Origin of the sequence: Streptomyces sp. NBC_00258 (genome assembly GCF_036182465.1) — a bacterium.
Classification (GTDB): domain Bacteria; phylum Actinomycetota; class Actinomycetes; order Streptomycetales; family Streptomycetaceae; genus Streptomyces.
The window spans coordinates 9373776-9387144 of record NZ_CP108081.1; the positions used below are offsets into that span (position 1 = coordinate 9373776).

Annotated in this window: 9 protein-coding genes and 1 tRNA gene; 4 read left to right on the forward strand and 6 right to left on the reverse strand. The window is 72.2% G+C overall.

Going from position 1 to position 13369, the window contains the following annotated elements; translation table 11 throughout:
- Positions 1-63 precede the first annotated feature (63 nt).
- The 3 genes from OG718_RS41735 to OG718_RS41745 form a co-directional block, all read right to left on the reverse strand.
- Complete coding sequence (locus tag OG718_RS41735; protein ID WP_328846633.1) at positions 64-1527, reverse strand: M1 family metallopeptidase; 1464 nt, start codon at positions 1525-1527, stop codon at positions 64-66.
- Positions 1515-5390, reverse strand: a complete 3876-nt coding sequence (locus OG718_RS41740) for a Pls/PosA family non-ribosomal peptide synthetase (RefSeq protein WP_328846634.1) — start codon at positions 5388-5390, stop codon at positions 1515-1517. Before OG718_RS41740 ends, OG718_RS41735 begins: the two co-directional genes overlap by 13 nt.
- A 307-nt stretch (positions 5391-5697) precedes the next feature.
- A tRNA-Leu gene (locus tag OG718_RS41745) sits at positions 5698-5782 on the reverse strand.
- 200 nt (positions 5783-5982) lie between these two features.
- Here OG718_RS41745 and OG718_RS41750 point away from each other — a divergent pair.
- The 3 genes from OG718_RS41750 to OG718_RS41760 all read left to right on the forward strand — a co-directional run bounded on the left by OG718_RS41750 (position 5983) and on the right by OG718_RS41760 (position 8757).
- Positions 5983-7308 (forward strand): M20/M25/M40 family metallo-hydrolase, encoded by a 1326-nt coding sequence (locus OG718_RS41750; protein ID WP_143635714.1) that lies wholly within the window; start codon positions 5983-5985, stop codon positions 7306-7308.
- Between the two features lie 181 nt (positions 7309-7489).
- Positions 7490-7723 (forward strand): chaplin ChpH, encoded by a 234-nt coding sequence (gene chpH / locus OG718_RS41755; RefSeq protein ID WP_055613317.1) that lies wholly within the window; start codon positions 7490-7492, stop codon positions 7721-7723.
- A 215-nt stretch (positions 7724-7938) separates the two neighbouring features.
- Positions 7939-8757: a chaplin gene (locus tag OG718_RS41760; RefSeq protein WP_328846635.1), complete on the forward strand. Its 819-nt coding sequence runs from the start codon at positions 7939-7941 to the stop codon at positions 8755-8757.
- A gap of 159 nt (positions 8758-8916) precedes the next feature.
- Here OG718_RS41760 and OG718_RS41765 read toward each other — a convergent pair whose 3' ends face one another.
- Positions 8917-9105 (reverse strand): DUF5703 family protein, encoded by a 189-nt coding sequence (locus OG718_RS41765; protein ID WP_033323315.1) that lies wholly within the window; start codon positions 9103-9105, stop codon positions 8917-8919.
- A 47-nt stretch (positions 9106-9152) separates the two neighbouring features.
- Here OG718_RS41765 and OG718_RS41770 point away from each other — a divergent pair, with 47 nt between their 5' ends.
- Positions 9153-9857 carry a hypothetical protein gene (locus OG718_RS41770; protein WP_143635711.1) on the forward strand — a complete coding sequence of 235 codons (705 nt, stop codon included), beginning with the start codon at positions 9153-9155 and terminating at the stop codon, positions 9855-9857.
- Between the two features lie 116 nt (positions 9858-9973).
- Here the strand turns inward: OG718_RS41770 and OG718_RS41775 are convergent, their stop codons facing one another.
- The gene (locus tag OG718_RS41775) at positions 9974-12343 is read right to left on the reverse strand and encodes a helix-hairpin-helix domain-containing protein (RefSeq protein ID WP_328846636.1); all 2370 of its coding nucleotides are present in this window, start codon (positions 12341-12343) and stop codon (positions 9974-9976) included.
- Positions 12340-13323, reverse strand: a complete 984-nt coding sequence (locus tag OG718_RS41780; protein WP_143635708.1) for an aldo/keto reductase — start codon at positions 13321-13323, stop codon at positions 12340-12342. Before OG718_RS41780 ends, OG718_RS41775 begins: the two co-directional genes overlap by 4 nt.
- Positions 13324-13369: the final 46 nt, after the last annotated feature.

Consider the following 13369-nt stretch of genomic DNA (forward strand, 5'->3'; position numbering starts at 1 on the left):
CATGATGACACCCGCGTCTCCCGGCGCCCCTTGCCAGGGCGGCGAGCCGGAGCCCGCCCGGCGCTACGCGGAGTCGGCGTTCGAGGGCGGATACGGCGGCCGCGCGGGAATCGCCGCCGAGGGGGACGGCACCGGCGGCAAGGCCGTCTCATGCAGCCACGACCGGAACAGGTCGTCCAACGGCTCGGTCGCATACCGGGCCACATGCGTCGTGAAGGCCGCCGTGGTGACCGTGCCACCCCGGTGCACCGAGGCCCACCCGCGCAGCATCCGGAAGAACGCGTCGTCGCCCAGCGCACACCGCACCGCGTGCAGCAGCAGCCCGCCGCGCTCGTAGAGCCGGTCGTCGAACATCAGCTTGCGACCCGGGTCGGACAGCCTCAGGTCCTGCGGCAGCCCGGACAGCTTGCGGTGCGCGAGGCCCGCGAGCGCCTGGGCCCTGCGCCCGCCGGACCGCTCGGACCACAGCCACTCCGCGTACTTCGCGAACCCCTCGTTCAGCCAGATGTGCCGCCAGTCGGCGATGCTCACACTGTTGCCGAACCACTGGTGGGCCAGCTCGTGCGCCACCAGCCGCTCCGAACTCCGCGCCCCGTCCACGTGGTTGGCGCCGAACAGGGAGAGCCCCTGCGCCTCCACCGGGACGTCAAGCTCCTCCTCGGTGACGACGACCGCGTACTCGCCGAACGGATACGGACCGAAGAGCTCCTCGAACAGCTGCATCATCGACGGCTGCCGCGCGAAGTCCCGGGAGAACTCGGTGAGCAGGTGTGCCGGAATGTGTCCGGCCTGCGGAACACCGCCGAGACCCGGATCGCCGAGCAGCACGGTCTGGTACGTCCCGACGGACAGCCCGACCAGATAGCTGGACGTGGGCGCCGACTGCTCGTACACCCACGTCGTCGTGGACGCCTTCGTCGTACGGGTCAGCAGCCGGCCGCCCGCCACCACCGAGTACGCCGACGGCGTGGTGATCGAGATCTGGTACGAGGCCTTGTCCGCCGGGCGGTCGTTGCACGGGTACCAGGACGGTGCCCCCACCGGCTGGCTGGCCACCAGAGCCCCGTCCTCCAGCTCCTCCCAGCCGAGGCCGCCCCACGGGCTGCGGACCGGCTTGGGGTTGCCCGACCAGTGCACCTCCACGGTGAACGCGGCCCCGGCCCGGATCGGCTTCGGCGGGCGGATCCGCAGCCTGCCGCCGCGGTGCGTGTAGTGCGTCGTCCGCCCGTCGACCCTGACCCGCCCGATCCGGAAGTCGGCCAGGTTCAGCTGGAACTCGGCGACCGGCGACCGGCCCGCTATGGCGTTCAGGCGCGCGGTGCCGGACAGCCGGTTGGGTCCCGGACGGTAGTCCAGGGCGAGCTCGTACCGATGCACCCGGTAACGGGGATCACCGTTCGCCGGGAAGTACGGATCCGCTCCCACTGTCTGCTGAACCACTGAAGTGTCTGCTCCCTGCGCTGTGCTCGTACGGCGTGCCGGTGTTCCCTCCCCGGGCGCCGTACGGGCCGCGCCTAGGGACGCCATGCCTCGATCGGGTTGCCCAGCCAACGGGTGTCGTCGGGAACGGATTCCGCCGCCATGACGAGGGACGCGGGTCCCAGTGTGCTGCGCGCCCCGACGGTGCTGCCGGGCAGAACGATTCCGCCCGGGCCCAGGGTGGCGCCCTCACGGAGGACCACAGTATCCGTCCGCAAGATCCGGTCGTGGAAGAGGTGGGTCTGCAGCACACAGCCACGGTTCACCGTCGCCGCGTCCTGAAGCGTCACCAGATCCGTCTCGGGCAGCCAGTAGCTCTCCACCCAGACGCCCTTGCCGATATGGGCGCCGAGGCCGCGGAGCCACAGGTTCATGACGGGAGTACCCGGCACCGACCCGGCCAACCACGGCACGGCGACGACCTCGACGAAGGTGTCGGCCAGCTCGTTGCGCCACACGAAACCGCTCCACAGCGGGTGCTCACCGGTACGGTGCCGCCCCACGAGCAGCCACTTGGCGATCACGGAAAGCAGCCCCGCGGCAGCCCCGGCGCCCAGCAGCACGATCCCGGCGAGCGCCCAGGCCCATGCCCCGAGCGCGCTGAGCGCCGCCACCGTCAGCACGGCCAGCGCGGCCGAGCAGAAGACGGGCACGATCCGGCACAGCTCGACAAGACCGCGCGCCCACAGCAGCCGCGCGGGCGGGTCGTACGTACGGCTCTGGTCGCCGCCCTGCGTCGAGCGCGGCAGCTTGACCGGCGGCAGCCCCAGGTAGGAGCTGCCCTTCTTGGCCTTCTTCGGTGTCGCGGACAGCACACCGACCAGACCGCCGTCCGGCACGGACCGGCCCGGCGCGGTCATCCCGGAGTTCCCGAGGAAGGCCCGGCGCCCGATCTCCGCCCGCCCGATCCGCATCCAGCCGCCCCCGAGCTCGTACGGCGCGGTCAGTGTGTCGTCGGCCAGGAACGCGCCCTCGCCGACCGTCGTCAGGCTCGGCAGCGCGAGAACCGTTGACACCTCGGCACCCCGCCCGATCCGCATCCCGAGCAGCCGCAGCCACACCGGCGTGGCCAGCCCGGCGTACAGCGGGAACAGCGTCTCGCGGGAGCGGTCCATCAGCTGCGTGACCGTCCAGGCCTGCCAGCCGATCCTGCTGTGCGTCGGATGCGTACCGGGCCGCAGCCCGAGACTGAGCAGCCGCACGTTGACCAGCAGAATCAGCGCGTACGTGAGACCGAAGGCCAGCGTCGCCGGCACCAGCGCGACGGCGGCACCCCGCAGCGCCTCGCCGAGCCCGGCGTCCGGCGAGACGAAGACACTCGCCACGAGCAGCGCGGACAGGCCCGCGACCAGTGGCAACGCGGAGAGCGCGAAGCCGGTGGCGCCGTACATCACGCGCCAGTACGTGCCCTTCTGCGGGCGCTCCTTGGGCCAGTCCCGCTTGGCCTTGCCGAGCTTGGCCGCGGGAGCTCCGGCCCACCGCTGACTGGTCGGGATGTGTCCGGACACGGCCGAACCGGGGGCCACCTCGGACCGCTTGCCCACCCGGGCGCCCGGGAAGAGGATGCTGCGGGTGCCGACCACGGCGTGCGCGCCGACCTTGACCGGGCCGATCTCCAGCCGGTCGCCGTCCAGCCAGTGCCCCGACAGGTCCACCTCGGACTCCACGGCGGCACCCCGGCCGAGCTTGAGCATGCCGGTCACCGGCGGCAGCGAGTGCAGATCCACGTCGGACCCGACCTTGGCGCCCAGCGCACGCGCGTACCGCTCCAGCCACGACCCCGTCAGCGAGGTCGCCCCGCTGAACTCGGCGAGCCGCTCGGCCGTCCACAGCCGCAGATGCACGCTCCCGCCCCGCGGATACCGCCCGGGCTTCAGACCGCGCAGCAGCAGCCGCGCACCACCGGCCGCGATCGCGAGCCGCCCCGGCGGACTGAACAGCAGTCCGGCCCCCGCCGCGACGACCCACCACGAGGCGGTCGGCACCCACGGATACGGACCGAACCAGTGCAGTACGTTGCCCAGCGCGGCCAGCGCCACGGTCCAGCGCAGCCCGAGCAGGGTGAACAGCGGGACGAGCACCAGCAGTTGGACGACCTTGGCGCGCAGAGGCACCGGCGCGATCTCGCGGGTGGCCCCGTCACTTTGAGCGGACTTCTCCAGATGCCGGGCCAGCTTGCGCAGCACCGGCTGCTGGTAGATGTCGACCACGGCCGCGCTCGGGTAGCGGGTACGCAGCCGGGTGGTGAGCTGGGCGGCGGCGAGACTGCTGCCGCCGATCGCGAAGAAGTCGTCCCGCGCCGAACCGACGGGGATGCCGAGCACCTCGCTCCACTGCTCGGCGAGCCAGGCCTCGGTGCCGTACAGCTGCTCGGCGGGCCCGCCGATCTCCAGGCCCTCCAGGGGCCACGGGAGGGCGTTCCGGTCGACCTTGCCCGAGGTCCGGGTCGGCAGGTCGGCGACCGGCGCGAGCAGCGGGACCAGCGCGGCGGGCAGCTCGGCGCGCAGCTTCTCGACGGCCGTCGCGTGGTCCCAGCCGTCCTGGGTGACCACATAGCCGACGAGCAGCTGATTGCCGCTGCGGGCGGTCCGTACGGCCGCCGCGGCGCCCGCGACACCGGGCAGTCCCTGGAGCGCGGTGTCCACCTCGCCCAGCTCGATCCGACGGCCGCCGAGCTTGATCTGCTCGTCGGCCCGCCCGAGGAAGATCAGCCCCTCCGGCTCGGCCTTGACCAGGTCGCCGCTGCGGTAGGCGCGCTCCCAGCCGAGCGACTCCAGCGGGGCGTACTTCTCGGCGTCCTTCTCGGGGTCGAGATAGCGGGCCAGGCCCACCCCGCCGATCACGAGCTGACCGCTGCCGCCCATCGGCACCGGCTCGCCGGACTCGTCGACGACGGCCAGCTCCCAGCCGTTCAGCGGCAGCCCGATACGGATCGGCTCCTCGCCGGTCATCAGGGAGGCGCAGGCGACGACGGTGGCCTCGGTGGGCCCGTAGGTGTTCCAGACCTCGCGGCCCTCGGTGACCAGGCGCTGCACCAGCTCGGGCGGGCAGGCCTCGCCGCCGAAGATCAGCAGCCGGACCTCGTCGAGAGCCTCCGGCTCCCACAGGGAGGCCAGCGTCGGCACGGTGGAGACGACGGTGATCTCCTGCTCGACCAGCCAGGACCCCAGATCGGCGCCGCTGCGCACCTGGGAGCGCGGCACGGGCACCAGACAGGCCCCGTAGCGCCAGGCCAGCCACATCTCCTCGCAGGAGGCGTCGAAGGCGACGGAGAGGCCCGCCATGACCCTGTCACCCGGGCCGATCGGGTCGTCGGTCAGGAACAGCTCGGCCTCGGCGTCCACAAAGGCGGCGGCGCTGCGGTGGCTGACGGCCACGCCCTTGGGCTTCCCGGTCGAACCGGAGGTGAAGATGATCCAGGCGTCGTGCTCGACACCGGGCCGCGCGGCGGACGCCTCGCTGCGCCCGTTGACGGTCAGCCGGTGCCCGGCGCCGACGACGGCCCGCACCCCGGCCTCGCCGAAGACCAGCTCGGCCCGCTCGTCCGGGTCCTCGGCGTCCACCGGCACATAGGCGGCGCCCGCCGCGAGGACCGCCAGGATCGCCACGTACAGCTCGTTGGTCCCCGACGGGACCCGGACACCCACGCGGTCCCCGAGGCCCACCCCGGCGGCGCTCAGCCGCCGCCTCAGGGCCTCGACCTCTATGGCCAGGGCGCGGTAGCTCAGGCAGCGGTGACCGTCGTCCAGCGCGGGCTCGTCGGGGTGGGCCCGTACGGACGCGTCGAGGATGTCGACGAGGGTGCGGGGCGAGGCGGCGGAAGCGGCGGTGAAGCGGGCCGGGTCGCCGAACTCCGCGCGCACCTCTTCGTCGAACAGCGCGAGTGCGGGTCCTTGCTCGAGGGCTGCCATCGGGTCCTCACGTGTCGTTCCCGGAACGTCCGGGGGAGCCGTCGGGCCCGCAGGTACGCCTGGGGATATTCCGGTCAGCTCCAAACAAGCGTGTAACTTTAGTACGACGCTAGCCCCGGACCTGCGGCTCAGCCATGTGAGGAGGCCCCAGGAGGGGTTGGAGAGCGCTTGCCCCAACGCTCTGACGTGGGGGTATGTCATCCTGACGAGATCTGCCCCACACATGGCCGTAACACCGTCGAGCCAGGGGGCGTAGACAACGAGTGAGGGCCGCGACCAGTCGGTCGCGGCCCTCACTCATCTCGTGTGTCCGAGGGGGGACTTGAACCCCCACGCCCGATAAAGGGCACTAGCACCTCAAGCTAGCGCGTCTGCCATTCCGCCACCCGGACAAGGTGTTTGTCGCGCGGGTTTCCCTCGCGGCGACGAAGGAAACATTACCAGGCTTTCAAGGGCCCCCGATCACGGGCCGACGGGCGTGAACGACGTGTGACGGGCCTGGTCCGCCCTTGGGGTGGGCAGGGTCGGAGAGGGAGGATGGGAGACACCGCCGACGGGAACACCGCCGGCAGGCAGCGTGGGAGGAAGCAGCGTGAGTGAGCCGGACACGACCAGGAACGTCACGGGAGAGGACGAGGTCGTCGACCTCTGCCGCGAGCTGATCCAGATCGACACCAGCAACTACGGCGACCACTCGGGCCCGGGTGAGCGCAAGGCCGCCGAGTACGTCGCGGAGAAGCTCGCCGAGGTGGGACTCGAACCGCAGATCTTCGAGTCGCACCAGGGCCGCGCCTCCACGGTGGTCAGGATCGAGGGGGAGGACCGCTCGCGGCCCGGGCTGCTCATCCACGGCCACACCGACGTCGTACCGGCCAACGCCCAGGACTGGACGCACCACCCGTTCTCCGGCGAGATCGCCGACGGCTGCGTGTGGGGCCGCGGCGCGGTCGACATGAAGGACATGGACGCGATGACCCTCGCGGTCGTACGCGACCGGATGCGCAGCGGTCGCAAGCCGCCCCGGGACCTCGTGCTGGCCTTCCTGGCGGACGAGGAGGCGGGCGGCAAGTTCGGCGCCAAGCACCTCGTCACCAAGCACCCGGACCTCTTCGAGGGCGTGACCGAGGCGATCGGCGAGGTAGGCGGGTTCTCCTTCACGGTCAACGAGAAGCTGCGGCTGTATCTCGTGGAGACCGCCCAGAAGGGCATGCACTGGATGAAGCTGACCGTGGACGGCACCGCCGGACACGGTTCGATGATCCACAAGGACAACGCGATCACCGAACTGTCCGAGGCCGTCGGACGGCTCGGCCGGCACAAGTTCCCGGTGCGTGTGACCAAGACGCTGCGGCACTTCCTGGACGAACTCGGCGACGCGCTGGGCACCGAGCTCGACCCGGAGAACATGGACGCGACGCTCGCCAAGCTCGGCGGCATCGCCAAGCTCATCGGCGCCTCGCTCCAGAACACCGCCAACCCCACCCAGCTGGGCGCCGGTTACAAGGTGAACGTGATCCCGGGCCAGGCGACCGCGCACGTCGACGCCCGCTATCTGCCGGGGTACGAGGAGGAGTTCCTCGCCGACCTGGACCGGATCCTCGGCCCGAACGTGAAGCGCGAGGACGTGCACGCCGACAAGGCGCTGGAGACCACCTTCGACGGGGCCCTCGTGGACGCCATGCAGACCGCGCTGTCCGCCGAGGACCCGATCGCCCGGGCCGTCCCGTACATGCTCTCCGCGGGCACCGACGCCAAGTCCTTCGACGACCTCGGTATCCGCTGCTTCGGCTTCGCCCCGCTGAAGCTGCCGCCGGAGCTGGACTTCGCCGGGATGTTCCACGGCGTCGACGAGCGGGTCCCGGTCGACGCCCTCAAGTTCGGGGTGCGGGTCCTGGACCGCTTCATCGAGGCGTCCTGAACCGCCGCATCCACGAAGCGTCCTGAATTAACCCGCTGAAACGACACTCCAATAATCGCCAGCGCGTACGGAGTCGACTGAGAAGAGTGAATGGGCTCATAAGCTCGTAGCCCTATTACTCCCTCCTCGTTACAGGTGATGCGATCCGCGGCTGGGATCGCATTGCCAACAAGGAGGAATAATGATCAAGAAGATCGTCGCCGCTGCTGCTGCCACTGGTGGCATCGTTCTCGCCGGTGCGGGTATCGCGGCTGCCGACTCCGGTGCTCAGGGTGCTGCCGTGCACTCTCCCGGTGTGCTCTCGGGCAACGTCATCCAGGCGCCCATCCACGTGCCGGTGAACGTCTGCGGCAACACGGTCTCCGTGATCGGGCTGCTGAACCCTGCCTTCGGCAACACCTGCACCAACGTCTGACGTTGTGCTCACCTCATGAGGGCCTGCACCCCATGAAGGCCTGAAAACCCATGAGGGTCTCGAGTCCGCGGCCCCGGAGCGCACGCCATGCGCTCCGGGGCCGCCGACATTCCGCGTTCAGCGTTCAGCATTCCGTATTCCGCGCCCGCGCATCCCGGCGCGTGCGCGTTCCTGGAGCCGCACGGCTCACAAGGATCACAAGGCAGGGAAAAGCTATGCGACAGGTCACCCGCAAAGGCCTGATGACGGTGGCGGCCGCGACCGGCGTCCTCGCCGCCACCGGCGGTTACGCGCAGGCCGACTCGGGGGCGCACGGCAGCGCCTCGGACTCCCCGGGCGTGCTCTCGGGCAACTCGGTGCAGGCGCCGGTGCACGCGCCGGTCAACGTCTGCGGCAACACCGTGAACGTCGTCGGGGTGCTCAACCCGGCGGTGGGCAACAAGTGCGCCAACAAGGGCGGCGGCTCCGGTCACCACCACTCCGGCGGAGGATCGCACGCCGGGAGCGGATCGCACGCCGGGGGTCACACCAGCAACTCGCCCGGCGTGGGCTCGGGCAACCACGTCCAGGTTCCGGTGGACGTGCCGGTCAACGTCTGCGGCAACAGCGTCTCCGTCGGCGGTGTCGGCAACGCGGCCACGGGCAACGACTGCTCGAACACCGGTGGCGGGCACGGGTCGACGCCGCCCGGGCACGGGGAGCCCAACCCTCCGGGCAAGCCCGGTCAGCCGGGTGACCCCGGGGACCCGGGTCAGCCGGGTCAGCCGGGCAAGCCGGGACAGCCCGGGGACCCGGGCAACCCTGGTGACCCGGGTCAGCCCGGCGGCCCCGGTGGACCGGGGCGGCCCGGTGGCGAGGGTCTGGGCTCCTCGAACCCGAACCACCCGGGCGCGCAGGCCGTCTCACAGCCCAAGGGGTCCGAGCAGCTGGCACAGACCGGCAGTGAGCTGCCGCTCGGCCTCGCGCTGCCGGTGGGCGCGGGCGCGCTGCTGACGGGCGCCGTGCTCTACCGCAAGGCACGAGCCTCCGCGTGAAACGACGCCATGACACGGCAAACGGTGCCACGGCACCGGACAAACAGTGTCATGGCACCACAAATGCCCCCAGGGGCAGGTGAACACGCCCCCGTGGGGGTCGGGTCGACGGAGCGGGCCCCGCACGTGCGGGGCCCGCTCCGTTTCAGCCGTCCCTCGTCACCACGTGGCACGCACCTGGCGGATGATCCGCCGGCGCAACCGCACCCTGCGGCTGCCGTCCGGGTGGAGGCTGAGGCGGTCCAACTCCCAGTGTCCGTACTCGGCATGGTCCGTCAGCAGTCGTGTCGTTTCCTTGCGGGAGACCCCGCGCGGCACGTACACGTCGACAAATTCGTATTCCGGCATCGCATCTATTGTGCGTGTGGAGGCCGTGTACGGATAGCGTCTGCACTATGTCTGATGCTGCGCAGCCCACCGCTGCCGAGGTACGCGCCGCCGCCGAGGCGGTCAAGGCCGCGCTCGACCGTCACCTGGCGGCGGTCGAGCGCAGGACGGGTGAGGACGACCCGGCCGTCTACGAGGCGTTCAACGAGCTGGCCGCGGCCGCCGAGGAGTACGACGAGCTCCTCTACGACCGTTATGACGAGGTCACTCCCTTCGAGATCCCCGGCACCGAGGACGCGCTGCCGTACACCGGGCCGGAGGAGCCCAACGCGCTGAGCGTGCTGATCCGCCGGGACTACACAGTGGTGGAGCCGCAGCGGCTGCTGGCGCAGGCGCAGCGGGTGGAGGCCGTGGAGGAGTCCGGGGCCGCGGCCGCGGGCTTCGACGCCGCGTCCGGGACTGTGCACGGTGCCCTGGGTGTCCTCTTCGGCGAGTTCGAGCCCGACGAGATCGCCTCCCGGCACAAGGAGTTCGGTCTGGAGGAGGGCGACTCCACGCTGTGGGTCACCGCCGCGGACGAGCCCGCCGAGCCGGGCGAGTGGCTGGAGGCGCCGTTCGACCACGCCGACCCGCATCAGGTGGTGTGCCGCTTCGACGTCAGCGCCGTCTTCGACGAGGAGACCGGGGCCGACCTCGACGACGACATCGAGGACGCCGTCGAGCCGGAGCTCGACGAGGACGAGGACCTGGAGCCGCTGGACGCGGATCGCTGAGGCTCCCGCCGGTTCTTACCGGTTCTTTCGGTGGCGGTCGTCGGGCGGGGAGCCCGGTGACCGCCACCGGTGTGTCCGGGGCCCGGAGGTCGGGAACCGCAGCCCGGTGCGGGCCGTCAGCCGGCCGCCGGAACCTGGGCCCTGAGCAGAGCCGGCAGCCGGGTCGTACGCGGCTTCGCGGCGACCTCGGCCACCGCGCGCGGCAGTGCCTGATCCACCCCGTGGACCACGGAGAGGTGCTGCTCGGCACGGCCGAAGGCGGTGTAGATCCAGGGCCGGGTGAGCGCCTGGGCGGCGTCCCCGGGCAGGACCACGACCGCGGCGGGCCAGCGGGCGCCGACCGCCTGGTGCGCGGTGAGCGCCCAGCCGTGCCGCACGGCCTGCTCCACCCGCTCCTTCGGTACGACGACGGGGGCGCCCGCGCACTCCAGGTGCAGTCCGTCGGCGTCGGCCTTCACCACATGGCCCGGGACCGTGCGGCCCGGCGCGGGGGAGTACGCGATCCGGTCCCCCGGGTCGAAGCCGCCGAAGCGGCCGGGGCCGGGGTTGAGCCGCTCCTTCAGCGCGGTGTTGAGCGCGCGGGTGCCCGCCGCACCGCCGTGACCCGGGGTGATCACCTGGGTCTGCTCGGCCGGGATCCCGATGGCCCGCGGCACCGAGTCCGCGATCAGCTGCACGGTCCGGTGGACCGCCTCTCCGGCGTCGCGCACCGGGACGATCACGACTTCCTTGCCGGGGGCGGCCACCTGGTTCAGCTCACCGATGCCGATGCCCGAGACCAGTTCGCCGACGGGGCCGGGGTCGGGGGTCCGCGAGGCGACCTGCGGGCACGCGCGCGCGGCGAGCAGATCCGCGAAGACCCGGCCGGGGCCCGCCGACCACAGCACCCCGGGGTCCCCGCTCAGCACGAGCCGGGCCCCGTCGGGCAGCGACTCCGCGAGCATCGCAGCGCTCTCCACGTCGAGCTGCGGTGCGTCGAGCACGATCAGGAGGTCGGTCCGCAGCATGCCGTCCGTGTCCCGCCCAGGACCCTCGGCCCCGGAGAGCAGTCCGGCGACGGTGGTCACGGGTTCGTCCGGGTCGGCACCGCCGGGCGTCCCGGCTGAGCTGTCGTGCGACTGGTCCGGTGCGGTCGCGCCTCGCGCTTCCTCCGCGGCGGCGAGCAGGGCGGCGAAACGGCGGCGGCCGTCCGGGGTGTGGGCGGCGGCGCACACCCGCAGGCCGAGGGACCGGGCGGCCGCGGTCAGGGCCGCCGGTTCCGCGCGGGACGCCTCGCCGCCGGTGTGCAGGACGAGTCCGTGGCCCGAGACCGCGCGGATCAGCTCGGCTGCGGAGCCGGTCGCGGCCGACTCCCAGTCCGCGGCCGAACCGTCCTCCTTGGGCAGTGAGTTGACCACCCGGGCGAGACCGTCGGCGAGGCTCTCCTCGGCGAGCGCGTACCGCTCCAGACCGATGAGGACGCGGACCGGGCGCTCCGCCTCGCCCTCTTCGCCCTCGTCCTCGGAGGGCGCGGGGGCCGGCGGCGTGCCCGGCTCGTCCAGCGCGTCCTGGAAGATCAGGGCGTCGCCCTCGGCGAGGGCGCTCTGCACGGCGGCATCGGGATCCGGCACCGAGCGCTGGGCGAGCGCCGCGTGGAGCGCCTGGACCTCCAGGGCCGTGTGCCCGGCGAGGGCCGCCTGCTCCAGGAGCCATACCGTGACCGCCCGGCCCCGCCGCTCGTCGTCAGGACCGCACTCCGCGCCGAGCAGCGCCCGGGCGAACCCGTCGGCCTGCTCGGTCCGCACCCCGGTCACCCGGAGCAACTGCCACGGGTCCTCGCGAAGTTGCGTGTCCGCGCCCTCGCCGAGGACGGTGGCGATCTGCGCCGCCAGCGCCTCCGGGGCGCCGCCCTCGACGAGCACGGCCCGAACGGTGTCGACGGCTTCGGAGGCCACCGGCGCGGGCGCGGCGGTGGGCATGGCCTGCGGCTGCCGCACCGGCTCCGGCGCGGACCTGCGCGGCGCGGGCTCCGGCTCGGTGAAGACGCTCGCCGGGGGCTTCTCCCCGCTCTCCACCGCCCGGACGGCGGCGAGCAGATCGGCGGCCTTGCCGCTCAGCTTCGCCCCGGCCCGGACAGGCCCCTCCTTCTCCGCCTTGCGCCGCTCGATCCGCTCCCGCAGCTCCCGCTGCGCGGCCAACTCGGCCTCAGCCTCGGACAACTGGGCCGCGCTGTCACCCGCGGCGGCGTCGCCGGCCGCGGCCTTGTCACCGGGCTCGGCCGCGTCTCCTTCGGGGACGGATCCTTCGGGGGCGACGCTTCCGTCCGCGGAACCCTCGGCCGTGTCGCCCTCACCCGCGTCCGGTGAGGCGGCCTCGTGGGCCTCGGCATCCGGTCGACTCCCGGTCTCATCCGGTCGAGCCCCGGCCTCGGGCCCCCCGGACTCGGGGCCGGCGCTCGGCGTCCCCGGCTCGGCTTCCTCCGCGGCGGCGGACGGCTCCGTGGTCACAGCGTGCTCCAGTCGTGATCGGGATAGTGGTGCACCGGCGCTGACACATCGTCGAGCGCTCGGCAGATCTCGTCAGGAAGACTAAGGGTCTCCACTGACAACGCGGCCGTGAGCTGCAGCGCGTTGCGCGCGCCTATGATCGGGGCGGCCACGCCGGGCCGGTCGCGGACCCAGGCGAGGGCCACTTGGAGCGGGGTCACCGCGAGGCCGTCCGCGGCCGTCGCCACCGCGTCCACGATGCGGCTGGCCGCGTCGTCCAGGTACGGCGCGACGAACGGCGCCAGGTGTTCCGACGCGCCCCGCGAGTCCGTCGGCGTCGCGTGCCGGTACTTGCCCGTCAGCACACCCCGGCCCAGGGGAGAGGACGGCAGCAGACCGATGCCCAGGTCCAGCGCCGCGGGCAGCACCTCGCGCTCGACACCGCGCTGCAGCAGTGAGTACTCCATCTGCGTACTGGCCAGCCGCGTGCGTGTCCCGGGCGCCGCGAGCTGCCAGGTCGCCGCCTTGGCCAACTGCCAGCCGCAGAAGTTGGAGACCCCGGCATACCGCACGCGGCCGCTGCTGACAGCGATGTCGAGAGCCTGCAGGGTCTCCTCCAGCGGCGCCTCGGGGTCGAAGGCGTGGATCTGCCACAGGTCCACGTAGTCCGTGCCGAGCCGTGCGAGTGAGGCGTCGAGCGCGGACAGCAGATGCCCCCGCGAACCGTCGAAGCGCCGGTCCGGATCGGGCACGCTCCCCGCCTTCGTCGAGATCACCAGGTCCCTGCGGGGCACCAGCCCCTCCATGAGCTGCCCGAGGAGATACTCGGCCTCCCCGTCCCCGTACACATCGGCCGTGTCGACGAGGGTCCCGCCCGCTTCCCAGAACCCCTTCAACAGGTCCGCGGCGTCGTGCTCGTCGGTGTCCCTGCCCCAGGTGAGGGTGCCGAGTCCGATGCGGGACACGCGAAGGCCGGTACGGCCGAGATGCCTCTGCTCCATGTGGGCTGAGATTACTGGCCAGAAGTCGGTGTGTGGGGCCCTGTGG

Coding starts and splice junctions, on each gene's coding strand:
- OG718_RS41735 (WP_328846633.1), bottom strand. CDS start 1,527: ATGGCGTCCCTAGGCGCGGCCCGTACGGCGCCCGGGGAGGGAACACCG.
- OG718_RS41740 (WP_328846634.1), bottom strand. CDS start 5,390: ATGGCAGCCCTCGAGCAAGGACCCGCACTCGCGCTGTTCGACGAAGAG.
- chpH (WP_055613317.1), top strand. CDS start 7,490: ATGATCAAGAAGATCGTCGCCGCTGCTGCTGCCACTGGTGGCATCGTT.
- OG718_RS41760 (WP_328846635.1), top strand. CDS start 7,939: ATGCGACAGGTCACCCGCAAAGGCCTGATGACGGTGGCGGCCGCGACC.
- OG718_RS41765 (WP_033323315.1), bottom strand. CDS start 9,105: ATGCCGGAATACGAATTTGTCGACGTGTACGTGCCGCGCGGGGTCTCC.
- OG718_RS41770 (WP_143635711.1), top strand. CDS start 9,153: ATGTCTGATGCTGCGCAGCCCACCGCTGCCGAGGTACGCGCCGCCGCC.
- OG718_RS41780 (WP_143635708.1), bottom strand. CDS start 13,323: ATGGAGCAGAGGCATCTCGGCCGTACCGGCCTTCGCGTGTCCCGCATC.